This is a genomic window from Pseudomonas sp. PB101 (genome assembly GCF_009764265.1).
In the GTDB taxonomy this organism is placed as follows: domain Bacteria; phylum Pseudomonadota; class Gammaproteobacteria; order Pseudomonadales; family Pseudomonadaceae; genus Aquipseudomonas.
The window spans coordinates 1-22,957 of the sequence record NZ_RWIR01000069.1; the positions used below are offsets into that span (position 1 = coordinate 1).

The 22,957-nt window shown below is 58.6% G+C and carries 20 protein-coding genes and 3 tRNA genes; 1 reads left to right on the forward strand and 22 read right to left on the reverse strand.

Annotation, left to right across the window (positions count from 1 at the left end):
* Window positions 1-82 precede the first annotated feature (82 nt).
* The 17 genes from EI969_RS21015 to rlmE form a co-directional block, all read right to left on the reverse strand.
* A complete protein-coding gene (locus tag EI969_RS21015; RefSeq protein ID WP_160389468.1) occupies window positions 83-388 on the reverse strand; it encodes a DUF6388 family protein in 306 nt (101 codons plus the stop codon).
* Window positions 389-521: 133 nt separating this feature from the next.
* Window positions 522-597, reverse strand: a tRNA-Thr gene (locus tag EI969_RS21020).
* Window positions 598-735: 138 nt separating this feature from the next.
* Window positions 736-2,841 (reverse strand): polyribonucleotide nucleotidyltransferase, encoded by a 2,106-nt coding sequence (gene pnp, locus EI969_RS21025; RefSeq protein WP_007915263.1) that lies wholly within the window; start codon window positions 2,839-2,841, stop codon window positions 736-738.
* 205 nt (window positions 2,842-3,046) lie between these two features.
* On the reverse strand, window positions 3,047-3,316 hold the full coding sequence (gene rpsO, locus EI969_RS21030; protein ID WP_003197723.1) for a 30S ribosomal protein S15: 270 nt from the start codon (window positions 3,314-3,316) through the stop codon (window positions 3,047-3,049).
* A gap of 142 nt (window positions 3,317-3,458) precedes the next feature.
* On the reverse strand, window positions 3,459-4,376 hold the full coding sequence (gene truB / locus EI969_RS21035) for a tRNA pseudouridine(55) synthase TruB (protein WP_160389469.1): 918 nt from the start codon (window positions 4,374-4,376) through the stop codon (window positions 3,459-3,461).
* A gap of 3 nt (window positions 4,377-4,379) precedes the next feature.
* Window positions 4,380-4,781 carry a 30S ribosome-binding factor RbfA gene (gene rbfA, locus EI969_RS21040; protein WP_007973108.1) on the reverse strand — a complete coding sequence of 134 codons (402 nt, stop codon included), beginning with the start codon at window positions 4,779-4,781 and terminating at the stop codon, window positions 4,380-4,382.
* 159 nt (window positions 4,782-4,940) lie between these two features.
* A complete protein-coding gene (infB, locus tag EI969_RS21045; protein ID WP_160389470.1) occupies window positions 4,941-7,466 on the reverse strand; it encodes a translation initiation factor IF-2 in 2,526 nt (841 codons plus the stop codon).
* A 27-nt stretch (window positions 7,467-7,493) separates the two neighbouring features.
* Window positions 7,494-8,975, reverse strand: coding sequence for a transcription termination factor NusA (gene nusA / locus EI969_RS21050; RefSeq protein WP_007900474.1), 1,482 nt, complete (start codon window positions 8,973-8,975; stop codon window positions 7,494-7,496).
* A gap of 59 nt (window positions 8,976-9,034) precedes the next feature.
* Window positions 9,035-9,493, reverse strand: coding sequence for a ribosome maturation factor RimP (gene rimP, locus EI969_RS21055; RefSeq protein WP_064387885.1), 459 nt, complete (start codon window positions 9,491-9,493; stop codon window positions 9,035-9,037).
* Window positions 9,494-9,631: 138 nt separating this feature from the next.
* Window positions 9,632-9,708 (reverse strand) — tRNA-Met (locus tag EI969_RS21060).
* A 97-nt stretch (window positions 9,709-9,805) separates the two neighbouring features.
* Window positions 9,806-9,891, reverse strand: a tRNA-Leu gene (locus tag EI969_RS21065).
* A 22-nt stretch (window positions 9,892-9,913) separates the two neighbouring features.
* Complete coding sequence (gene secG, locus EI969_RS21070) at window positions 9,914-10,297, reverse strand: preprotein translocase subunit SecG (RefSeq protein WP_017336473.1); 384 nt, start codon at window positions 10,295-10,297, stop codon at window positions 9,914-9,916.
* 4 nt (window positions 10,298-10,301) lie between these two features.
* Window positions 10,302-11,057: a triose-phosphate isomerase gene (gene tpiA / locus EI969_RS21075; protein WP_160389471.1), complete on the reverse strand. Its 756-nt coding sequence runs from the start codon at window positions 11,055-11,057 to the stop codon at window positions 10,302-10,304.
* A 66-nt stretch (window positions 11,058-11,123) separates the two neighbouring features.
* Window positions 11,124-12,461 carry a phosphoglucosamine mutase gene (gene glmM, locus EI969_RS21080; protein WP_160389472.1) on the reverse strand — a complete coding sequence of 446 codons (1,338 nt, stop codon included), beginning with the start codon at window positions 12,459-12,461 and terminating at the stop codon, window positions 11,124-11,126.
* A gap of 16 nt (window positions 12,462-12,477) precedes the next feature.
* Window positions 12,478-13,329, reverse strand: a complete 852-nt coding sequence (gene folP / locus EI969_RS21085; RefSeq protein ID WP_160389473.1) for a dihydropteroate synthase — start codon at window positions 13,327-13,329, stop codon at window positions 12,478-12,480.
* 8 nt (window positions 13,330-13,337) lie between these two features.
* Window positions 13,338-15,248: an ATP-dependent zinc metalloprotease FtsH gene (gene ftsH / locus EI969_RS21090; protein WP_015093436.1), complete on the reverse strand. Its 1,911-nt coding sequence runs from the start codon at window positions 15,246-15,248 to the stop codon at window positions 13,338-13,340.
* 202 nt (window positions 15,249-15,450) lie between these two features.
* Window positions 15,451-16,080: a 23S rRNA (uridine(2552)-2'-O)-methyltransferase RlmE gene (rlmE, locus tag EI969_RS21095; protein ID WP_110657828.1), complete on the reverse strand. Its 630-nt coding sequence runs from the start codon at window positions 16,078-16,080 to the stop codon at window positions 15,451-15,453.
* A gap of 101 nt (window positions 16,081-16,181) precedes the next feature.
* Here rlmE and EI969_RS21100 point away from each other — a divergent pair, with 101 nt between their 5' ends.
* Window positions 16,182-16,490, forward strand: a complete 309-nt coding sequence (locus EI969_RS21100; RefSeq protein WP_007942889.1) for a YhbY family RNA-binding protein — start codon at window positions 16,182-16,184, stop codon at window positions 16,488-16,490.
* A gap of 9 nt (window positions 16,491-16,499) precedes the next feature.
* On the opposite strand, the gene EI969_RS21105 is transcribed toward EI969_RS21100, so the two are convergent.
* From EI969_RS21105 to dapB, 5 genes are all read right to left on the reverse strand, one after another.
* Window positions 16,500-16,904 (reverse strand): MFS transporter, encoded by a 405-nt coding sequence (locus EI969_RS21105; protein WP_160389474.1) that lies wholly within the window; start codon window positions 16,902-16,904, stop codon window positions 16,500-16,502.
* A 28-nt stretch (window positions 16,905-16,932) separates the two neighbouring features.
* A complete protein-coding gene (gene greA / locus EI969_RS21110; RefSeq protein ID WP_056728592.1) occupies window positions 16,933-17,409 on the reverse strand; it encodes a transcription elongation factor GreA in 477 nt (158 codons plus the stop codon).
* A gap of 2 nt (window positions 17,410-17,411) precedes the next feature.
* Window positions 17,412-20,633 carry a carbamoyl-phosphate synthase large subunit gene (gene carB / locus EI969_RS21115; RefSeq protein WP_150714923.1) on the reverse strand — a complete coding sequence of 1,074 codons (3,222 nt, stop codon included), beginning with the start codon at window positions 20,631-20,633 and terminating at the stop codon, window positions 17,412-17,414.
* A gap of 115 nt (window positions 20,634-20,748) precedes the next feature.
* Window positions 20,749-21,885: a glutamine-hydrolyzing carbamoyl-phosphate synthase small subunit gene (gene carA, locus EI969_RS21120; RefSeq protein ID WP_160389475.1), complete on the reverse strand. Its 1,137-nt coding sequence runs from the start codon at window positions 21,883-21,885 to the stop codon at window positions 20,749-20,751.
* A gap of 259 nt (window positions 21,886-22,144) precedes the next feature.
* Window positions 22,145-22,948 (reverse strand): 4-hydroxy-tetrahydrodipicolinate reductase, encoded by an 804-nt coding sequence (dapB, locus tag EI969_RS21125; protein WP_056728226.1) that lies wholly within the window; start codon window positions 22,946-22,948, stop codon window positions 22,145-22,147.
* Window positions 22,949-22,957: the final 9 nt, after the last annotated feature.

The window sequence follows — 22,957 nt, forward strand, 5'->3', positions numbered from 1 at the left end:
CGGCTTGCCGGCGATAGCGTCCTTGAGATCGCCATCGCCGGCAAGCCGGGCTCCTACAAAAGCGGGTTGGCAGGCAGGTTGCTCAAACCACCAGATTGTTCATCTCGCAGTACTCTTCCCACTCGACGCCCAACACTTCGGCAGCCTCCCGGTGCAGCTCCAGGCGCTTGGCCTCGTACTCTTCTGGAGTGCTCGTGTACTTGAGGGTCAACTCCCACGGCTGCAAGCCCTGGGCTTCGGCTTCATCCTCGAAGGCCCATTGAATCTGGTCCTTCTGATCATCCGGACTCAAGTCCTTGATCTCGTCCATCAATCCGGACGCGTCCAGCGCGTACTTCTTGAGGGCTTCTTCGTGTCTGGCTTGCTGGCTCAATTCTTTTACGGTCATGGCGTTCTCGTTGATCTGGGGAATGGAAGATGGATCTGGATCATCAAGGATCTCTCTGACGCAAAAAAACCGTATGAAGCACGGTTTATCTGGCCTTCAGAACCATTCGGGATCATCTGAAAACAAGTCTTGCTGGTGCCCGAGACAGGAATCGAACCTGCGACCTTCGCGTTACGAGTGCGCTGCTCTACCGGCTGAGCTACACGGGCGGTGGGCTAAACCTAGCACTGACTTCAGGGGCAGGCAACTTCCGGAACGTCTCAATTTCCTGCAGACAAAAAAATGCCCCACAGCTTTCACTGCGGGGCATTTTTTACAACGCTGAAGCGGTCAGGCGTGAGGCGTGATTAAACGCCCGAAGCCTTGGCTGCTGCCACGTCTTTGATGGACAGCTTGATACGGCCGCGGTTGTCCACGTCCAGTACCAGCACTTCCACTTCCTGGCCTTCTTTCAGGATGTCGGTCACTTTCTCGACGCGAGCGTCGCTCAGCATGGAGATGTGAACCAGACCGTCCTTGCCCGGCAGGATGTTGACGAATGCGCCGAAGTCGACGATGCGCTCAACCTTGCCGACGTAGATCTTGCCGATCTCGGCTTCAGCGGTGATGCCCAGAACGCGCTGACGAGCAGCTTCAGCAGCTTCCTTGGTTTCGCCGAAGATCTTGATCGAACCGTCGTCTTCGATGTCGATCGAAGCCTTGGTTTCTTCACAGATCGCACGAATGGTCGCGCCGCCTTTACCAATGACATCACGGATTTTGTCGGTGTCGATCTTCATCGCGATCATGGTCGGAGCGTTGGCCGACAGTTCGGTACGCGACTGGCCGATGATCTGGTTCATCTGGCCGAGGATGTTCAGGCGCGCTTCCAGGGCTTGGCCCAGGGCGATCTCCATGATCTCTTCGGTGATGCCCTTGATCTTGATGTCCATCTGCAGCGCGGTGACGCCCTTGGCGGTACCGGCTACCTTGAAGTCCATGTCGCCCAGGTGGTCTTCGTCACCCAGGATGTCGGTCAGGACGGCGAATTTCTCGCCTTCTTTAACCAGACCCATGGCGATACCGGCAACCGGCGCCTTCATCGGCACACCAGCGTCCATCAGGGCCAGGGAAGCGCCGCAAACGGAAGCCATGGAGCTCGAACCGTTGGATTCGGTGATTTCCGAAACCACGCGGATGGTGTACGGGAACACGTCGGCGGCAGGCAGCATGGCCGAAACCGAACGACGGGCCAGACGGCCGTGACCGATTTCACGACGACCAGCACCACCCATGCGACCACACTCGCCCACCGAGAACGGAGGGAAGTTGTAGTGCAGCATGAACGGGTCTTTTTTCTCGCCTTCCAGGGTGTCCAGCAGTTGCGCGTCACGGGCGGTGCCCAGTGTCGCGACTACCAGAGCCTGGGTTTCACCACGGGTGAACAGAGCCGAACCGTGGGTCTTTGGCAGAACACCGACTTCGATGTTCAACGGACGTACGGTCTTGGTGTCGCGGCCGTCGATACGTGGCTTGCCGTTAACGATGTTTTCGCGAACGGTGCGGTATTCGATTTCGCCGAAAGCCGCTTTGACTTCGCTGGACGAAGGCTGGCCTTCTTCACCGGACAGCTTGGCAACGACCTGATCCTTCAGCTCGCCCAGGCGAGCGTAACGGTCGGCCTTGACGGTGATGGTGTAGGCCTGGGAGATCGCTTCGCCGAACTCGGCACGGATAGCGCCCAGCAGTTCGGTGGCTTCTGGCGCAGGAGCCCAGGTCCAGGTTGGCTTGGCAGCTTCGGCGGCCAGTTCTTTAACGGCGTTGATCACAACCTGGAACTCGTCGTGAGCAAACAGTACCGCGCCCAGCATCTGGTCTTCGGTCAGCTCCTTGGCTTCCGATTCAACCATCAGCACGGCGTCCGAAGTACCGGCAACGACCATGTCCAGGCTCGAAGCAGCTTGCTGCTCGTAAGTCGGGTTCAGCAGGTAGCCGGTGCTTTCGTGGAAAGCAACGCGAGCGGCGCCGATCGGGCCATCGAAAGGAATGCCGGAGATGGCCAGCGCAGCCGAGGTACCGATCATCGCAGCGATGTCCGGATCGGTCTTCTTGCTGGTGGAAACGACGGTGCAGACAACCTGCACTTCGTTCATGAAACCTTCAGGGAACAGCGGACGGATCGGACGGTCGATCAGTCGGGAAGTCAGGGTTTCTTTCTCGGAAGGACGGCCTTCACGCTTGAAGAAACCGCCAGGGATCTTGCCGGCAGCGTAAGTCTTTTCCTGGTAGTGAACAGACAGAGGGAAGAAGCCCTTGCCTGGATCGGCTTGCTTGGCACCGACTACGGTCACCAATACGCTGACGTCGTCGTCAACGGTGACCAATACTGCGCCGGAGGCCTGACGGGCGATACGGCCAGTCTCGAGGGTAACGGTCGACTGACCGAACTGGAATTTTTTGATTACCGGGTTCACGGTGTCCTACCTTCTTTGTGGCTCTTGGGGAACTGGTTTCTTGCGAAATTCTTGGGCAACGCCGGGAATCGGCCCGACACAATTGTCCAGGTGCTACTCAGGTAAAGCAGGTATCCAGATAAAACTTGAGGCTGGGAGCCTGCCATGCACCAGCGGGAAACCCGCTGATGCACGACAGACAACCAACCTCTAGCGCAATCGCTTATTAGCGACGCAGACCCAGGCGAGCGATCAGAGCGCTGTAACGGCTCACGTCCTTGCCTTTCAGGTAGTCCAGCAGCTTACGACGCTGGTTTACCATGCGGATCAGACCACGACGGGAGTGGTGATCTTTACCGTTGGCCTTGAAGTGACCTTGCAGCTTGTTGATGTTGTGGGTCAGCAGTGCAACTTGCACTTCTGGCGAACCAGTGTCACCAACGGCTTGCTGGTAGTCAGCAACGATTTGAGCTTTTTCTTGAACGTCGAGAGCCATGAGGCAATCCTTTTATCAGGAAACTGTTTCAGAAAAACAGTTTCAACAGGCCAGGGACAAATCCCTGTATCTATAAATGAGTCGTGACCGTGCCTGTTAACAGCCACACTCGCCGACCTGCTGTTACACAGGCCGGTTCCGGTCATTCTGACCGAATCAAACGACGCGGCGCGATGCGCCCGTCTTCGCTCACTTCACCGATACCGATGAAGCGACCATTGTGATCCTGTACCCGCACCATGCCGAACTTCGGAGCATCCGGGGCACGTACCGGCTGGCCGTTGAGCCAGTAGAACGCGCTCGCTTCGGAGAACTGCAACAGTGGCCAATCCAGCAGGCCGCTGTCCGATGGCATCAGGAAGCGATCGACCGCTTCGTTGCCGCCTTCGGCATGTACCGCTTCCAGCTCTTCCAGGGTTACCGTCTGCGCCAGGGTGAATGGCCCGGCCTGGGTACGTCGCAGTTCTGCAACGTAAGCGCCACAACCGAGTTGCTCACCGATATCCTCCACCAGGGTACGGATATAGGTGCCTTTAGTGCAATCCACCGACAGCCGCGCAGTATCGCCTTCGAAGGCCAGCAATTCCAAGCGCGTAATAGTAACAGAACGCGGTTCGCGCTCCACTACTTCGCCTGCACGCGCCAGCTTGTACAGCGGCTGGCCATCGCGCTTGAGTGCCGAGTACATCGGCGGTATCTGACTGATTTGCCCACGAAATTTCGGCAGCACAGCTTCGATATCGGTGCGACCAACGGTCACCGGACGCTCCTGCAAAACTTCACCTTCGGCATCCGCCGTGGTGGTGGTCTTGCCCAGTTGCGCGAGGGTTTCATAACCCTTGTCGGAATCGAGCAGGTATTGCGAGAACTTGGTGGCCTCGCCGAAGCACAGCGGCAACACGCCGGAGGCCAGCGGGTCGAGACTGCCGGTATGACCGGCCTTCTCGGCGTTCAGCAACCAGCGAACCTTCTGCAAGGCCGCGTTGGAGGTGAACCCCAGCGGCTTGTCGAGAAGAATAATGCCGCTGACGTTACGACGGATACGTTTGACCTGAGCCACCGATTACTCCTTGGTGTCTTCGGCTTCTGCCGCAACCGGATGCTGATTGTCTTCAGCCACTGCGCGCTCGATCAATGCCGACAGATGCGCACCACGCACGACGCTTTCGTCGTAGTGGAAGTGCAGCTGTGGAACGCTGCGCAGCTTCATCTCGCGAGCCAGCTGCATGCGCAGGAAACCGGCGGCAGAGTTGAGCACCTTGATGCTTTGTGCAATTTCTTCGGCGCTGTCCTGCCCCATCACGGTGATGAAGATCTTCGCGTGACCGACGTCACGGCTGACTTCCACAGCGGTAATGGTGACCAGGCCGACGCGCGGGTCTTTGACTTCACGACGGATCAGTTGTGCCAGCTCGCGCTGCATCTGATCGCCGATACGTTGGGTACGGCTATATTCTTTTGCCATGTCTTGTTACCTGTTACTGCCCCACGGTGAAACCCGCAAGGTCTGAAAGCGGCAAACGCCCGGCCTGACAAAAGCCAGACCGGGCGTTGCGTTTAGAGTCCTGGTGACGAGTTGCGCACTTGCATGCGGCTAGCCGTCACGGCTCTTGAAGTGCGCGAATTAGAGGCTGCGAGCAACCTGCACCTTCTCGAAGACTTCGATCTTGTCACCGACTTTAACGTCGTTGTAGCTCTTCACGCCGATACCGCATTCCATGCCGGCACGTACTTCGGAAGCGTCATCCTTGAAGCGGCGCAGGGATTCCAGCTCGCCTTCGAAGATAACGATGTCTTCACGCAGTACACGGATCGGACGGTTACGGTGAACGACACCTTCGACAACCATGCAACCGGCGATCGCGCCAAACTTCGGCGAACGGAACACGTCACGCACTTCGGCGATACCCAGGATGTTCTCGCGAACATCGCTGCCGAGCATACCGGTCAGGGCTTTCTTGACGTCTTCGATGATGTCGTAGATCACGTTGTAGTAACGCATATCCAGACCTTCCTGCTCGACGATCTTGCGCGCGCCGGCATCGGCACGCACGTTGAAGCCGAACAGTACAGCGTTGGAGGCCAGTGCCAGGTTGGCGTCGGACTCGGTGATACCACCGACACCGCCACCCACTACACGCACTTGCACTTCGTCGTTGCCCAGGCCGTTCAAGGCACCGTTCAACGCTTCCAGCGATCCACGGACGTCGGATTTGAGGACGATGTTGAGCGTCTTCTTCTCTTCCTGGCCCATGTTTTCGAAGATGTTTTCCAGCTTGCCGGCGTGAGCACGAGCCAGTTTGACTTCGCGGAACTTGCCTTGACGGAACAGAGCCACTTCACGGGCTTTCTTCTCGTCGGCAACCACGCTCATCTCGTCGCCAGCGTCCGGGGTACCGTCCAGGCCGAGGATCTCGACAGGGATGGCCGGACCGGCTTCCTTGATTGGCTTGCCGTTCTCGTCGAGCATGGCACGTACACGGCCATAGTTCGAACCGACCAGGACCATGTCGCCCTGGCGCAGGGTACCGTCTTGAACCAGAACGGTAGCCACCGGGCCACGGCCCTTGTCCAGACGGGACTCAACCACCACACCACGGCCAGGAGCCGATGGCGTTGCAGTCAGTTCCAGGACTTCGGCTTGCAGCAGTACGGCTTCGAGCAGTTCGTCGACACCGGTACCCATCTTCGCCGAAACCGGTACGAATGGAGTGTCGCCACCCCACTCTTCCGAGGTCACACCGTGTACCGACAGTTCGCTACGGATGCGATCGAGATCAGCGCCCGGCTTGTCGATCTTGTTCACTGCAACAACCAGTGGAACACCGGCCGCTACTGCGTGCTGGACAGCTTCAATGGTCTGCGGCATTACGCCGTCGTCCGCTGCAACCACCAGGATCACGATGTCGGTCGCCTTGGCACCACGGGCACGCATTGCGGTAAACGCAGCGTGACCAGGGGTGTCGAGGAACGTCACCATGCCACGGTCGGTTTCAACGTGGTACGCACCGATGTGCTGGGTGATGCCACCGGCTTCGCCAGCAGCAACCTTGGCACGACGGATGTAGTCGAGCAGGGAAGTCTTACCGTGGTCAACGTGGCCCATTACGGTCACGACTGGTGCACGGGAAACGGCCTCGCCTTCAAACTTCAGGGACTCGGCCAGGGAATCTTCCAGGGCGGTGTCGCTGACCAGGGTCACTTTGTGGCCCAGTTCTTCAGCAACCAACTGGGCAGTTTCCTGGTCCAGTACCTGGTTGATGGTCGCTGGAGTACCCAGTTTGAACATGAACTTGATGATTTCAGCAGCCTTGACCGACATCTGCTGAGCGAGATCGCCAACAGTGATGGTCTCGCCGATCTTCACTTCGCGCACGACAGGGCCGGTTGGGCTCTGGAAACCGTGGGCGTTGCGCTTCTTCAGCTTGGCCTTGCCGCGACCACCACGACGGAAGCCATCGCTTTCTTCGTCGGTAGTACGTGGGGCAACGCGTGGAGCAGGCGCCTTTTCCTTGACCGAAGCACGATGCGGAGCGTTTTTGCGCTCGCCATCGCCGCTGCCGCGACGATTGTTGTCATCGGCACGTGGTTTGTCCGGACGACGCTGTTCATCGCGCTTGCGAGCGTCTGCTGCTGGAGCCGGAGCGGCTGCCACGACCGGTGCGCTTTCGCGCACTGGCTCGGCTACCGCAGCAGGCGCTGCAACAGGTTCGGCTGGAGCGGTCGACGCAGCAGCAGGCTGGCGACGCGCTTCTTCTTCGGCGCGACGCTTGGCTTCTTCTTCAGCCTTCTGACGTGCAGCATTTTCTACTGCGCGACGTTCATCCAGTTCACGCTTGCGCTCGGCTTCGATTTCTTCCGGGCTGCGCTGTACGAAGACTTTTTTCTTGCGTACTTCAACGCTGATGCTTTTGCTGCCAGCAACACGCAGGGTGCTGGTGGTTTTACGCTGCAGCGTAATCTTGCGTGGTTCTTCCACTTTCGCCTTGTGGCTGCTTTTCAAGTGAGTCAGCAACGATTGCTTCTCACTGTCAGTCACACTTTCTTCGGCGGCGGTGTGCGGCAGACCTGCCTCACGCATCTGCTGCAACAGGCGCTCTACCGGTGTTTTGACCTCATCGGCCAGTTGTTTCACCGTGACTTGCGTCATGCACTTCTCTCCTCAGGCCGCGCCTAATTACTCGAACCAGTGGGCTCGGGCGGCCATGATCAACTTGCCGGCACGATCATCGTCAATGCCGTCGATGTCGAGCAGGTCGTCAATAGACTGCTCGGCCAGGTCTTCGCGGGTAATTACGCCGCGCACCGCCAGTTCCATCGCCAAATCCTTGTCCATACCCTCAAGCGAGAGCAGGTCTTCGGCCGGATGGGCGTCTGCCAGCTTTTCCTCAGTAGCGATGGCTTTGGTCAACAAACGATCCTTGGCACGAGCGCGAAGCTCGTTGACGGTTTCCTCGTCAAAGCCGTCGATGTTGAGCATTTCTTCCAACGGTACGTAGGCAATCTCTTCCAGGCTGGTGAAGCCTTCATCTACCAGCACCTGCGCCAGGTCTTCGTCGACTTCCAGCTCGTCGATGAAGTTGCGCAGGATGTCGCCGGTTTCTGCTTGCTGCTTAGCCTGGATGTCCGATTCGGTCATCACGTTCAGGGTCCAGCCAGTCAACTGGCTGGCCAGACGCACGTTCTGACCACCGCGACCGATGGCCTGAGCCAGATTGTCTGCGCCAACGGCGATGTCCATTGCGTGGGCATCTTCGTCAACGATAATTGCCGCAACCTCGGCCGGGGACATGGCGTTGATCACGAACTGAGCCGGGTTGTCGTCCCACAGAACGATGTCAACACGCTCACCGCCCAACTCACCCGACACTGCCTGGACGCGCGAACCGCGCATACCGATGCAAGCGCCCTGCGGGTCGATGCGTTTGTCCTTGGAGCGGACGGCGATCTTGGCGCGGGATCCCGGATCACGGGACGCAGCCATCACTTCGATCAGGCCTTCGGCAATTTCCGGCACTTCGATGCGGAACAACTCGATCAGCATTTCCGGCGCGGTACGCGACAGGATCAGCTGCGGGCCGCGGTTCTCGGTGCGGATTTCCTTGAGCAGCGCACGCAGACGCACGCCAACCCGGAAAGTTTCGCGAGAAATGATGTCTTCACGGGCCAGCAACGCTTCAGCGTTGTTGCCCAGATCAACGATCACGTTGTCGCGGGTTACTTTTTTCACGGTGCCGGAGATGATTTCACCCAGGCGCTCGCGATAAGCGTCTACAACCTGAGCGCGCTCGGCTTCGCGAACTTTCTGCACGATGACTTGCTTGGCAGTCTGTGCAGCAATGCGCCCGAATTCGATGGACTCGATTTTCTCTTCGACGACGTCACCGACCTTGGCGCCAGGATGCGTTTCAGCAACCTTGCTCGGCCAGGTTTCGATGGCCGGATCGTCCAAGTCTGCTTCCTCGACGACCGTCCAGCGACGGAAAGTCTCGTAGGCACCGGTGTGGCGATTGATTTCCACACGCAGATCAACTTCGTCTTCGAAACGCTTTTTGGTCGCAGTGGCCAAGGCCAGCTCCAGCGCTTCAAAAATAACGTTTGCCGGTACACCCTTTTCGTTGGATACCGACTCAACAACCAGCAGTACTTCTTTGCTCATCGTACGCCTCGCCTTTCGCAAGCCATTGGATCCGCGGGATCCGCAGTATCTGGCACGCCTCAGTCAAAACTGGGAATAATGTTGGCCTTGTCGATCATATCGATCGGCAACAGGAACTCATGGTCTTCTACCTGCACCACGACATCCTGCTCTTCTACGCCGCGCAGAAGGCCCTGAAAGTTGCGTCGTCCTTCAAAAGGCGAGCGCAGCTTGATCTTCACTTGTTCACCGGCAAATTTTGCAAACTGCTCAAGAGTGAACAGAGGGCGTTCCATGCCAGGCGAGGAAACTTCAAGGGTGTACTCAACGGTGATTGGATCTTCAACATCCAGCACACCGCTGATCTGACGGCTGACGATGGCACAATCATCCACCAGCACGCCGCCCTCTTTATCGATATAAACGCGCAACATCGAGTGACGACCCTGAGCCGAAAACTCGATACCCCAGCATTCATAGCCTAGGGCCACGACCACCGGGGCCAGCAAGGCCTGCAACTCTTCTAGCTTGCTCGACACCTGAACCCCCTAGTGCATGTATGTGCATGCTATGCAAAATAAAAAAATGGGCGAAACGCCCATCCTTGAAACGCCGTCGAACAGCGGCGTAGAAAGTGTCCAGCTAACAAAAAGCCCCTGAAAAGGGGCTCCTTAAACTGGTTGCGGGGGCCGGATTTGAACCGACGACCTTCGGGTTATGAGCCCGACGAGCTACCAGACTGCTCCACCCCGCGACAAAGCTGGGGCGGAAGTATACGACCGATCCCCTACAGGGTCAATGTAACCTTCCACCTGCAAGAAAGCCCGCAACAGCGGGCTCTCCTGACTAATTGGTACCGAGAAGGGGACTCGAACCCCTACACCCTATGGGCACAACCACCTCAAGGTTGCGTGTCTACCAATTCCACCACCTCGGCAATACTACGTTTGAAACCCTTCTTACTTCTGCTCTTGAGCTGGAGGCACGTCAGTCGCTGGAGTAGCCGACTTTTGCTCTTGAAGCACCGGGACATCATCAGAAGCCGGTTGTTGCTTTGGAACTTCCAGTACCGCTGGGTTTGGCAGACCTACTTGAGTCAGCTGGTGAGCCTTCTCTTTAGCAAAGTAACCTAACCCCAAGCTGGTTATGAAAAAACCTGCGGCAAGTATAGCAGTAAACTTACTAAGAAAGGTAGAGGAACCTTGGCTTCCGAACACAGTATTTGAAGCACCTGCTCCGAAAGACGCACCAGCGTCCGCACCTTTACCCTGCTGCAGCAAAACCAGAGCAACTACGCCCAATGCACCCAGCAGATGAAAAACGACTACGACTGTTTCCAGCATTTTTTCAGTTTCCCGCGGCGCGACAAATCGCACCGAACTCATCTGCATTCAGGGAAGCCCCACCAATGAGACCCCCATCGATATCCGGCATGCCGAACAGTTCGACCGCATTGGCCGCCTTCACGCTGCCGCCGTATAGAAGCCGCACACCTTGTGCGACTTCAGAATTCTCTGCCGCCAACTGAGCGCGGATGGCTGCATGCACATCCTGCGCCTGTTGCGGCGTTGCAGTCAGCCCGGTGCCAATGGCCCAGACCGGCTCGTAAGCGATCACTGCCTTGGCAAAGGCACCGACACCCAGCTCCTCAATGATACTGCCAAGCTGACGCGAGACAACCTCAAGAGTTTTTCCGGCTTCGCGCTGCTCAAGGGTTTCACCTATGCACAACACCGGAGTCAAGCCACATGCCTGTGCCGCTGCGAACTTGCGAATCAGCACTGCGTCCTGCTCGCCCATGATCTGGCGGCGTTCGGAGTGCCCGACAAGTACCAGGGAACAACCTGCATCCACCAACTGACTCGGTGCAACTTCACCGGTCAACGCACCTTGTCCGGATTCCACCGCAGAATTCTGCGCGCCGACCGAAATCGACTTTCCTTCCAGGCCATCAATCACTTGATTGATATGCAGGAAAGGCGGGAATACCGCGACATCAACACCGCTCGGCAAGGCCAAGTCACGAAGGCCGTTGATCAGCTCAGCGACGCTGGCGCGGGTACCGTGCATCTTCCAGTTACCAGCTACCATAGGGCGACGCATGCTGTACCTCGTCGGTCAAAGTGGGCGCAGATGTTACCCAACACAATCAAGGCTGGCAAGCCGAATTCAGGCAGAAACTTCAGTAACCAGTTTTGCCAGCTCTTCGGCATAGCCGCGAACCAGGGTTTCCTCTTCGCCTTCGACCATCACACGCACCAGCGGCTCGGTCCCGGACTTGCGCAACAGGACCCGGCCACGACCTGCCATTGCCTTGGTAACGCGTTCGCTGGCTTCTTTGACCGCTGGATGCTCGAGGGGATTTGCACCGCCACCGAAACGCACATTGATCAGCACCTGCGGGCATTTGCGCAGCGCCTGACGCGATTGCGCCAGACCTTCGTCGCGTGTGCGCAGTGCCATCAGCACCTGCAGCGCGGCAATGATTGCATCACCCGTGGTGGTGTGGCTGAAGCACACGACGTGCCCGGAGTTTTCACCACCCACGATCCAGTTGCGCTCCAACAGCTCGGCAATCACATAGCGGTCACCGACGTTGGCACGCACGAATGGAATACCCAGGTCAGCCAGGGCCAGTTCCAGCCCCAGGTTGCTCATGAGGGTTCCGACCACGCCGCCCTGCAGCTTGTCGCGCAAATGCAGATCGCGGGCAATGATGAACAGCAATTCGTCACCATCGACCACCGCACCTGTGTGATCGACCATCTGAACCCGGTCACCATCACCATCGAAGGCGATACCCAGGTCGGCATGCTCGGCAATGACGGCAGCCTGCAGCGGCCCCATATGGGTCGAACCGCAGTTGTCGTTGATGTTCAGACCGTTGGGCTGAGCCGAGAGCACCACAACTTCAGCACCCAACTCACGAAACACGCTCGGCGCCACTTTGTAGGTCGCACCGTGAGCGCAGTCGATCACGATCTTCAGGCCCGAGAAGCTGGTGCCGGTCGGTACGCTGCTCTTGCAGAATTCGATATAGCGGCCCGAGGCGTCGTTGATACGCGACACTTTGCCGATCTTGCTCGACTCCACCACAGTCATTGGCGTGTCGAGCAACTCTTCAATCATCAGCTCGACTTCATCCGGAAGCTTGGTGCCCTTGCCGGAGAAAAACTTGATGCCATTGTCATCGTGCGGATTGTGCGAGGCGCTGATGACGATGCCTGCTTCGGCATGAAAGGTACGCGTCAGGTAGGCAATCGCCGGGGTCGGCATCGGACCGAGGAGCATCACATCGGCACCCGCGGAGGTAAGCCCCGCCTCAAGCGCAGACTCGAACATGTAGCCGGAGATCCGGGTGTCCTTGCCTACCAGTACCTTGCAGGCGCCCATCTTGCGAAACGCCATACCGGCAGCCCAGCCGAGCTTGAGCATGAAATCAGGAGTGATCGGGTATTGCCCGACACGCCCACGAATACCATCGGTGCCAAAATATTTTTTGCTCATAAGTGCTCCATCATTCTTATTCGGCTGATTCCACTGCGGCGATCATGCGCACCACATCCACTGTTTCGGCTACATCATGGACGCGCAATATACGCGCACCTTTCGCCGAAGCCAGCGCCGCGAGCGCCAAACCGCCATACAGCCGGTCTCCGACCGGACGATTCAATGCCTGACCAATCATGCTCTTTCGCGAAACCCCGACCAACAGGGGCCGCCCCAGGGCATGCAGGGCTTCCATATGTTTGAACAAGCTCAGATTGTGCTGCAAGGTCTTGGCGAAGCCAAAGCCGGGATCAAGAATGATCCGCTCGGCCGGGATACCCGCCAATGAACACTGAACCATGCGCTCGGCGAGAAACTCACCGACTTCCCTTGTAACGTCCTGATACTGCGGATTGTCCTGCATATCGCCGGGTTCGCCCAGCATATGCATCAGGCAAACCGGCAGACCGGTGGCCGCTGCGGCATCCAGTGCACCATCGCGACGCAATGAACGCACGTCATTGATCAACCCGGCGCCCAGGCGCGCAGTTTCACGCATGACCGCTGGCGTGGAGGTATCGACCGATATGATCACATCCAGCTCGCGATTGATGCGCTCGACAATGGGCGCCACGCGTTCCAGCTCTTCCAGCGGCGATACGACCCTGGCACCGGGACGGGTGGATTCGCCACCGACATCGATCAGCGTCGCGCCGGCCGCCACCATGGCTTCGGCGTGGCGCATGGCCGCGTCGAGCTGGCTGTATTGGCCACCATCGGAGAAAGAATCAGGAGTGACATTGAGAATACCCATGACATGCGTCTGGGCCAAATCAAGAACCCGGTTGCCGCAAGGCAACCGGGTCGAGGACTGAACAGAAGTCATTTCAAACCTTATACGTCAGCAGCAGGACCGCCGATCGGTGTTTCCGGACGCTCGTCCTGCACCACCGGAGGGGTGCCGGAGGTACCGGTGCCACCCGACCAGTCGCGCGGCTCGCGCGGCGTACGCCCCGCCATGATGTCGTCGATCTGCTCGGCATCGATGGTTTCGTACTTCATCAAGGCATCGGCCATGGCGTCGAGCTTGTCACGGTTGTCCGTGAGGATCTGTTTCGCCGTGCCGTAGCACTGATCGATGATGCTGCGCACTTCGGAGTCGATCAGCTTGGCTGTCTCACCGGAGAAGCTTGCACTCTGACCGCCACCGCCGCGACCGAGGAACACTTCACCCTCTTCTTCGGCATACATCAACGGGCCGAGCTTTTCCGAAAGACCCCACTTGGTCACCATGTTCCGCGCAATCTGGCTGGCGCGCATGATGTCGTTGGAGGCACCGGTGGTCACGCCATCGAAGCCCAGGGTCATTTCTTCAGCGATACGACCGCCGTACAGCGAGCAGATCTGGCTGATCAACGCACGCTTGGACAGGCTGTAACGATCTTCTTCCGGCAGGAACATGGTCACACCCAGCGCTCGACCGCGCGGAATGATCGACACCTTGTACACCGGATCATGCTCAGGCACGACACGCCCCACAATGGCGTGGCCCGCCTCGTGATAAGCCGTGTTCTGCTTTTCTTTCTCGGACATGACCATGGATTTGCGCTCGGCGCCCATCATGATCTTGTCTTTGGCCAGTTCGAATTCTTTCATTTCGACGATGCGCTTGCCGGCACGGGCAGCGAACAGCGACGCTTCGTTGACCAGGTTGGCCAGGTCGGCACCGGAGAAGCCAGGAGTACCACGTGCGATCACGGCCGGGGCAACGTCGTCGCCCATTGGCACTTTACGCATGTGAACCTTGAGAATCTGTTCGCGGCCACGGATGTCCGGCAGACCGACCACCACCTGACGGTCGAAACGACCCGGACGCAGCAGCGCAGGGTCCAGTACGTCAGGACGGTTGGTCGCGGCAATCACGATGATGCCGTCGTTCATTTCGAAGCCGTCCATCTCGACCAGCAACTGGTTGAGAGTCTGTTCGCGCTCGTCGTGACCACCACCCATGCCGGCACCACGATGGCGACCGACCGCATCGATTTCGTCGATGAAGATGATGCATGGCGCGTGTTTCTTGGCCTGTTCGAACATGTCGCGAACACGGCTGGCACCCACGCCGACGAACATCTCGACGAAGTCGGAGCCGGAAATGGTGAAGAACGGTACCTTGGCTTCGCCGGCGATAGCCTTGGCCAGCAAGGTTTTACCGGTACCCGGAGGACCGACCATCAGTACGCCGCGTGGAATGCGACCACCCAGGCGCTGGAACTTGCCCGGATCGCGCAGGAACTCGACCAGTTCACCCACTTCTTCCTTGGCCTCGTCGCAACCGGCAACGTCAGCCAGGGTAGTCTTAACCTGATCCTCGGAGAGCAGGCGCGCCTTGCTCTTGCCGAAGCTCATCGGCCCGCCCTTGCCACCGGCACCGCCCTGCATCTGCCGCATGAAGAACATGAATACGGCAATGATCACCAGGATCGGGAAGCTGGCGACCAGGAGTTGAGTCCAGATGCTTTGCTGCTCAGGCTGCTTGCCTTCGACCACGACGTGGTTATCCACCAGGTCGCCGATCAGGCCGTTGTCCTGGATCGCCGGGCGAATGGTCTTGAAGCTGTCGCCATCGTTGCGTTTGCCGGTAATCACGTAGCCATCAACCGCCACGCGCTCGACCTTGCCATCCTTGACCTGCTGGATGAAGTCGGAATAGTTGAGGGTCTGCGGCTCGTTAGGGCTGGAGAAGTTGTTCATCACCGTCACCAGGACAGCCGCGATGATCAACCACAGGATCAGATTCTTTGCCATATCGTTCAATTAACTACCCTCTGAAGCAAGCTCCGCTACTGGCGCGCGCTTCGCATGATATTCACCGGCCTAACTTACTACATTACCTACAACTTGGCAGGCGCCGTCTGTAACCCTTTGTGAAACACTTTCTACACAATATTCGCTTATGCACGCGAGGCGAAATACGAAAAACCTATCGCCCCGGCCAAAAAAGCTCGTTTTATTCACTGCGACCGCGATAGCCCCAAGCCAGCATGTATTGCTCGCGAGAGCTGCCACGAGAAGAATCCGGCTTGATCATCTGGATCTTGTCGAATTTCTTACGGGCGTCCTTCAGGTAAACATCGAAACCTTCACCCTGAAAAATCTTGATCACGAAATTACCACCAGGCTTGAGTATCCGCTCCGCCAGATCAAGCGCCAGCTCACACAGGAACATGGCTTTGGGCATGTCCACTTCAGGCGTACCACTCATATTGGGGGCCATATCGGAAATCACAAGGTCCACCTGCGAATTACCCACGGCCTCAAGGATCCGAGCGAGCACTTCGTCCTGGGTGAAGTCACCCTGAATGAAAGTTACGTCCGGAATGCTGTCCATTTCCAGGATGTCCGAGGCGATCAGACGCCCCTGACCACCGATCAGCCGACTGGTAACCTGCGACCAGCCACCGGGCGCAGCACCCAGGTCGACAACGCTCATGCCCGGACGAATCAGTTTGTACTTCTCCTGGATTTCCAGAAGCTTGTAACTCGCCCGCGAGCGGTAGCCGTCCTTCTGCGCCTGCTTCACATAGGGATCATTGACATGTCTTTTCAGCCACTCAAGGCTTGTCTTGGAACGCGCCATTGGGCACCTCGATGATAAGGGTCGTGATTAGTTGGGCGGAGTCACGAACCCTCGGGTAAAATGGCCGCCATTTTACAGAATCCAGACGAAAGGGTCAGATTATGCCGCTCACTCAAGAGCAGAAGAAACAGTACAAATCCATTGGCCACCATCTGAAACCGGTTCTGATTGTGGCAGACAATGGTTTGACTGAAGGTGTGTTAGCCGAACTCGAACGCGCATTGGCGGATCACGAGCTGATCAAGATCAAGCTCAACATCCTCGATCGCGAATCGCGCCTGGCGTCCATTGCAGAGCTCTGCAAGGTAGGCAAAGCGGATCTGGTCCAGGTCATCGGCAAGATGGCACTGATCTACCGCAAGAACTTCAGCGTCAACAAGCAGCTGTCGAACGTCCATCGTTTCAAGTGATGGCAAGGGTCAGGGGTGTGCTTCGCGCACCCTGCCACCCCATCCCGGCACCGGCTGCAACACCAGCACCAGCCCGGAAAACCCCAGGACAAGATAGCTGAACGCCTGCCAACGCAGCGCATCCGGCCAGCCGAAACGCACCGCGAAGTACATCGCGCACGCATACAGCGCCATCAACAGCAGTTGTCCGCGATTATCTCGCCATAGACTGACAAGGCCCTCGGCCTTAACCAGCACCAAAGCCTGAAAAATCACACACGCCGTAGCGAATCCCACTACCAGCGCATTGAGCGTGCCTGCGATTTCATCGATCAGCAGCGGCGCCAGGCCTATTCGCCCGAGCATCGGCAACAGACCGATTTGCAACAGCCACAAGCCGCCGACCCACAACATCTGGGTCAGCTGCCAAAGCATGGCGCCCGCACGAAGCGGGCGCCGGCTTTCAGATGTGACGAACTTCGACAATCTCGTACTCGATAACGCCACTTGGCGTTTTCACCGCAACCACATCGCCCTCTTCCTTGCCGATCAAGGCACGAGCCAGGGGCGAGCCGACCGAAATCTTGCCAAGTTTGAAGTCAGCCTCATCCTCACCCACGATGTGGTAAGTGACGCTTTCATCAGTCTCGACGTTGGCGATTTCGACGGTGGTGCCGAAGATAACCTTGCCAGTGTGAGGAATGGTCGTGACGTCGATGATGACCTGGTTCTGAATCCGGCCTTCGATGTCACGGATCCGCGCCTCGACCATACCCTGCTGCTCGCGAGCAGCGTGGTATTCGGCGTTTTCCTTCAAGTCACCCAACTCGCGGGCCGTACCGATGTCCTGGCTCAGCTTCGGACGTACGACCTTGGTCAGGTGAGTGTGCTCTTCTTCCAGGGCGCGAGCGCCCTGAACGGTCATTGGGTACTTCGTTATGCTCATGCCTTCAATCCTGCGTGTAGATCCTGCAAGCGGCGCACGGTCTTCTCGGGACCGAACTTCAGCGCTTCGCAGATAGCTTCGCCAGCAGCAATGGTGGTGGTGCAGTAGATCTTGTGCTGCAGGGCGTTGCGACGAATGGAATAGGAATCAGCGATCGACTGACGGCCTTCGGTGGTGTTGATGATCAGGGTGACTTCGTCATTCTTGATCATGTCGACCACGTGCGGACGACCCTCGGTCACCTTGTTCACGCGGCGTACTTTCAGGCCTGCAGCCTCGATCAGCTTGGCAGTACCGGCGGTAGCGACCACTTCGAAGCCCAAGTTGATCAGATCACGGGCCACGCCCGCAACCAGCGGCTTGTCGTCGTCACGCACGCTGATGAACGCAGTACCGCCGGTCGGCAGCACTTCGCTGGCGCCCATCTGGGCCTTGGCGAACGCTTCACCGAAGGTGTCGCCCACGCCCATCACTTCACCGGTGGACTTCATCTCTGGGCCGAGGATCGGGTCAACGCCAGGGAATTTGGCGAATGGGAACACCGCCTCTTTCACGCTGTAGAAGTTAGGAATGATTTCCTTGGTGAAGCCGATTTCTTTCAGAGTCTTACCGGCCATCACGCGCGCAGCGATCATTGCCAGGGAAACACCGATGCACTTGGACACGAACGGCACGGTACGCGAAGCGCGCGGGTTGACTTCGATGACGTAGATGTCGTCGCCCTGCAACGCCAACTGTACGTTCATCAGGCCGATCACGCCCAGTTCCAGGGCCATTTTCTTGACCTGTTCGCGCATCTCGTCCTGGATGTGCGCCGGCAGCGAGTACGGCGGCAGCGAGCAAGCGGAGTCACCGGAGTGAACGCCAGCCTGTTCGATGTGCTGCATGATCGCGCCGATCACCACGTCCTTGCCGTCGCAGACCGCATCCACGTCCATCTCGATGGCGCAGTTGAGGAAGTGGTCCAGCAGCACCGGGCTGTCGTTGGACACTTGCACCGCTTCACGCAGGTAGCGCTTGAGCTCTTCTTCTTCGTAGACGATTTCCATCGCACGACCGCCCAGTACGTAGGACGGGCGCACCACCAACGGGTAACCGATCTTGCTGGCGGCACGAATCGCTTCGTCTTCGCTGCGCACGGTGGCGTTTGGCGGCTGACGCAGGTTCAGGCGCTGGACCATCTGCTGGAAGCGCTCACGGTCTTCGGCACGGTCGATGGCGTCAGGGCTGGTACCGATGATCGGCACGCCAGCAGCTTCCAGGGCACGCGCCAGTTTCAGCGGGGTCTGGCCGCCGTACTGGACGATCACGCCTTTTGGCTTCTCGACGCGGACGATTTCCAGCACGTCTTCCAGGGTCACTGGCTCGAAGTACAGGCGATCGGAGGTGTCGTAGTCGGTGGAAACAGTTTCCGGGTTGCAGTTGACCATGATGGTCTCGTACCCGTCATCGCGCAGGGCCAGTGCCGCGTGTACGCAGCAGTAGTCGAACTCGATACCCTGGCCGATACGGTTAGGACCGCCGCCCAGGATCATGATCTTGTCGCGGCCCGACGGCGCGGCTTCGCACTCTTCCTCGTACGTCGAGTACAGGTAGGCAGTATCCGTGGCGAACTCGGCGGCGCAGGTGTCGACGCGCTTGTAGACCGGGAAGATTTCCAGCTTGTGACGGTGAGCACGCAGGCTCTTCTCGGTCACACCCAGCAGCTTGGCCAGGCGCATGTCGGAGAAGCCCTTGCGCTTGAGGCGGAACATCAGGTCTTTGTCGATCGACGACAAACCCAGAGTCTTGACCTTCTCTTCTTCCTTGATCAGATCTTCCATCTGCACCAGGAACCAAGGGTCGATCATGGTCATGCCGAAGATGTCTTCGACGCTCATGCCGGCGCGCATTGCGTCCGCCACATACCAGATACGCTCGGCGCCCGGCACGGTCAGCTCGCGCTTGAGCACGCTCATGCTTTCCGGGTTGGCCAGGTCAACTTTCTCGTCCAGACCGCAAACACCCACTTCCAGACCGCGCAGGGCTTTCTGCAGGGATTCCTGGAAGGTACGGCCGATGGCCATGACTTCACCGACCGACTTCATTTGAGTGGTCAGGCGGGCGTCGGCTTTCGGGAATTTCTCGAAGGCAAAACGCGGCAGCTTGGTGACGACGTAGTCGATGGACGGCTCGAAGGACGCCGGGGTCTTGCCGCCGGTGATGTCGTTCGACAGCTCGTCGAGGGTGTAGCCCACAGCCAGCTTGGCCGCGACCTTGGCGATCGGGAAACCGGTGGCTTTCGAAGCCAGTGCCGAGGAACGCGATACACGCGGGTTCATCTCGATCACGACCATGCGGCCGGTGTTCGGGCAGATACCGAACTGCACGTTGGAACCGCCGGTTTCAACGCCGATCTCGCGCAGTACCGCCAGGGAGGCGTTACGCAGGATCTGGTATTCCTTGTCGGTCAGGGTCTGTGCCGGAGCCACGGTGATCGAGTCACCGGTGTGCACGCCCATCGGGTCGAAGTTTTCGATGGAGCAGACGATGATGCAGTTGTCCTTTTTGTCGCGGACAACTTCCATCTCGTACTCTTTCCAGCCGATCAGCGATTCGTCGATCAGCAGTTCCTTGGTCGGCGACAGGTCCAGACCACGGGCGCAGATTTCTTCGAACTCTTCACGGTTGTAAGCGATACCGCCACCGGTGCCGCCCATGGTGAAGGACGGACGGATGATGCACGGGAAGCCGAGCTTCTCGAGGACCGCGTTGGCCTCTTCCATGCTGTGGGCGATACCGGAACGCGGGCACGCCAGGCCGATGGACTTCATGGCCTTGTCGAAACGCGAGCGGTCTTCAGCCTTGTCGATGGTGTCGGCGTTGGCACCGATCATCTCTACGCCGAACTTCTCCAGAACGCCTTCGCGCTCCAGGTCCAGGGCGCAGTTCAGGGCGGTCTGGCCACCCATGGTCGGCAGCAGCGCGTCCGGACGCTCTTTCTCGATGATCTTGGCAACGGTCTGCCACTTGATCGGCTCGATGTAGGTGGCGTCGGCCATGGCCGGGTCGGTCATGATGGTGGCCGGGTTGGAGTTCACCAGGATGACGCGGTAACCCTCTTCGCGCAGGGCCTTGCAGGCCTGGGCGCCGGAGTAGTCGAATTCGCAGGCCTGGCCGATTACGATCGGGCCAGCGCCAAGAATCAGGATGCTTTTAATGTCTGTACGTTTTGGCATGGGTTTGTCACTCAAATCCGCAGGTCAGTCGGCAAGCCGTCTTGTTCAATCCGTGACTTGAGGGGGCCGCCGGTCTCGGGACCACCCTCAAGCCTTGCTACATCAAGGCGAGCGATCAGCGTCGCTTGGCCATCTCGTTGATGAAGCGATCGAACAATGGCGCTACGTCGTTCGGGCCAGGGCTGGCTTCAGGGTGACCCTGGAAGCTGAAGGCGCTCTTGTCGGTACGCTCGATACCTTGCAGGGTGCCGTCGAACAGCGATTTGTGGATCGCGCGAACGTTGGCTGGCAGGGTCGCTTCGTCTACGGCAAAACCGTGGTTCTGGCTGGTGATCATCACCACACCGCTGTCCAGGTCCTGGACCGGGTGGTTGGCACCGTGGTGGCCGTGACCCATTTTCAGGGTCTTGGCGCCGGAGGCCAGGGCCAGCAGTTGGTGACCGAGGCAGATACCGAAGACCGGGATCTCGGTTTCCAGCACATCCTTGATTGCCTGGATCGCGTAGTCGCATGGCTCCGGATCACCAGGGCCGTTGGACAGGAACACGCCGTCCGGCTTCAGTGCCAGTACATCGGCAGCAGGGGTTTGCGCCGGCACCACGGTCACGCGGCAGCCGCGCTCGACCAGCATGCGCAGGATGTTCACCTTGACGCCGTAGTCGTAGGCAACCACGTGGTATGGCAGCTCGGAGGCTTCGATGGTCGCGTGGCTGTCGGTCTTCAGATCCCAGACAGTCGAGCGCCACTCGTAGCTTTCCTTGGTGCTGACGACTTTCGCCAGGTCCATGCCCTTGAGGCCAGGGAAACCCTGGGCAGCGGCGATGGCGGCGGCTTCGGAAATGTTGTCACCGGCCATGATGCAGCCGTTCTGCGCGCCTTTTTCACGCAGGATGCGCGTCAGGCGGCGGGTGTCGATACCGGCGATGGCCACAACATTGTTGGCCTTCAGGTAGTCGGACAGGGACATCGTGTTACGCCAGTTGCTCGCAACCAGTGGCAGGTCACGGATGACCAGGCCGGCAGACCAGACGCGGTTCGACTCGGCGTCTTCCGGCGTGGTGCCGGTGTTGCCGATGTGCGGGTAAGTCAGGGTAACGATCTGTTGGGCGTAGGAAGGATCGGTAAGGATTTCCTGATAGCCGGTCATTGCGGTGTTGAACACCACCTCACCAACGGTCTGACCGTCGGCTCCAATGGCTTCGCCGCGAAAAATGCTGCCATCAGCAAGGGCGAGTATGGCTGGCTTAGTCAAGAAGACCTCCCGTAAATAAAGCCTGAAAGGGCGATCGCAGGTTGTAAAAAAGCGGAGTGACGTATGGACACGTCACCCCGCTTCTTCACTGAATTATTCTGCGCGCTTTTAGTGGACACACTAAAGCTGTAGCTTACAGAAAAAGGCCTTTTTGGTCTACCGCCAATGAGCCTTAAAGGCTGGAGAATGCGACAGGACGTCGCTTGGCGGAACAAAACCGGGCTCAAACGCTGTGCGCGAGCCCGATTTCGGGTGCATCTTAACGCAGATCGAGCACGTCTTGCATGTCGTAAAGGCCAGGCTCGCGCCCGTCCAGCCACAACGCAGCACGTACCGCGCCCTTGGCGAACGTCATGCGACTGGACGCCTTGTGGGTGATCTCGACGCGCTCGCCGTCGGCGGCAAACAGCACGGTGTGATCACCGACGATGTCACCGGCACGCACAGTGGCGAAACCGATGGTCTCACGCTCGCGAGCACCGGTCTGACCTTCACGGCCATACACCGCCACTTTCTTCAGATCACGACCCAACGCATCGGCAATCACCTCACCCATGCGCACGGCAGTGCCGGACGGCGCATCGACCTTATGCCGATGGTGAGCTTCGGTGATTTCGATATCGACATCGTCGCCCAATACGCGAGCGGCCGTGTCGAGCAGCTTCAGGCACAGGTTGACCCCGACACTGAAGTTGGCCGCGAAGACGATCGGAATGTCCTTGCCCGCTTCCGCCAGCAGCTGTTTTTCTTCAACGCTGAAACCAGTGGTACCGATGATCATGGCCTTGCCGTGCTTACGGCAGAAAGCCAGATTCTTCAGGGTTACCGTCGGGTGCGTAAAGTCGATCAGCACGTCGAACTCGTCGACCACCCGATCCAGATCGCCGGACAGCGGTACGCCGATGCGACCCAGCGCAGCCAGCTCACCGGCATCCGCGCCGACCAGCGTGCTGTCAGGGCGATCCACCGCCGCCGTCAGACCGGCACCCGGGGTTTGCTGCACCGCTTCAATCAGGGTCTTGCCCATGCGCCCGGCGGCGCCCATCACTGCAATACGTCGCATGCCTGTCTC

Coding starts and splice junctions, on each gene's coding strand:
- EI969_RS21015 (WP_160389468.1), bottom strand. CDS start 388: ATGACCGTAAAAGAATTGAGCCAGCAAGCCAGACACGAAGAAGCCCTC.
- rpsO (WP_003197723.1), bottom strand. CDS start 3,316: ATGGCTCTCGACGTTCAAGAAAAAGCTCAAATCGTTGCTGACTACCAG.
- rbfA (WP_007973108.1), bottom strand. CDS start 4,781: ATGGCAAAAGAATATAGCCGTACCCAACGTATCGGCGATCAGATGCAG.
- infB (WP_160389470.1), bottom strand. CDS start 7,466: ATGACGCAAGTCACGGTGAAACAACTGGCCGATGAGGTCAAAACACCG.
- nusA (WP_007900474.1), bottom strand. CDS start 8,975: ATGAGCAAAGAAGTACTGCTGGTTGTTGAGTCGGTATCCAACGAAAAG.
- secG (WP_017336473.1), bottom strand. CDS start 10,297: ATGCTGGAAACAGTCGTAGTCGTTTTTCATCTGCTGGGTGCATTGGGC.
- tpiA (WP_160389471.1), bottom strand. CDS start 11,057: ATGCGTCGCCCTATGGTAGCTGGTAACTGGAAGATGCACGGTACCCGC.
- glmM (WP_160389472.1), bottom strand. CDS start 12,461: ATGAGCAAAAAATATTTTGGCACCGATGGTATTCGTGGGCGTGTCGGG.
- folP (WP_160389473.1), bottom strand. CDS start 13,329: ATGACTTCTGTTCAGTCCTCGACCCGGTTGCCTTGCGGCAACCGGGTT.
- ftsH (WP_015093436.1), bottom strand. CDS start 15,248: ATGGCAAAGAATCTGATCCTGTGGTTGATCATCGCGGCTGTCCTGGTG.
- rlmE (WP_110657828.1), bottom strand. CDS start 16,080: ATGGCGCGTTCCAAGACAAGCCTTGAGTGGCTGAAAAGACATGTCAAT.
- EI969_RS21100 (WP_007942889.1), top strand. CDS start 16,182: ATGCCGCTCACTCAAGAGCAGAAGAAACAGTACAAATCCATTGGCCAC.
- EI969_RS21105 (WP_160389474.1), bottom strand. CDS start 16,904: ATGCTTTGGCAGCTGACCCAGATGTTGTGGGTCGGCGGCTTGTGGCTG.
- carB (WP_150714923.1), bottom strand. CDS start 20,633: ATGCCAAAACGTACAGACATTAAAAGCATCCTGATTCTTGGCGCTGGC.
- dapB (WP_056728226.1), bottom strand. CDS start 22,948: ATGCGACGTATTGCAGTGATGGGCGCCGCCGGGCGCATGGGCAAGACC.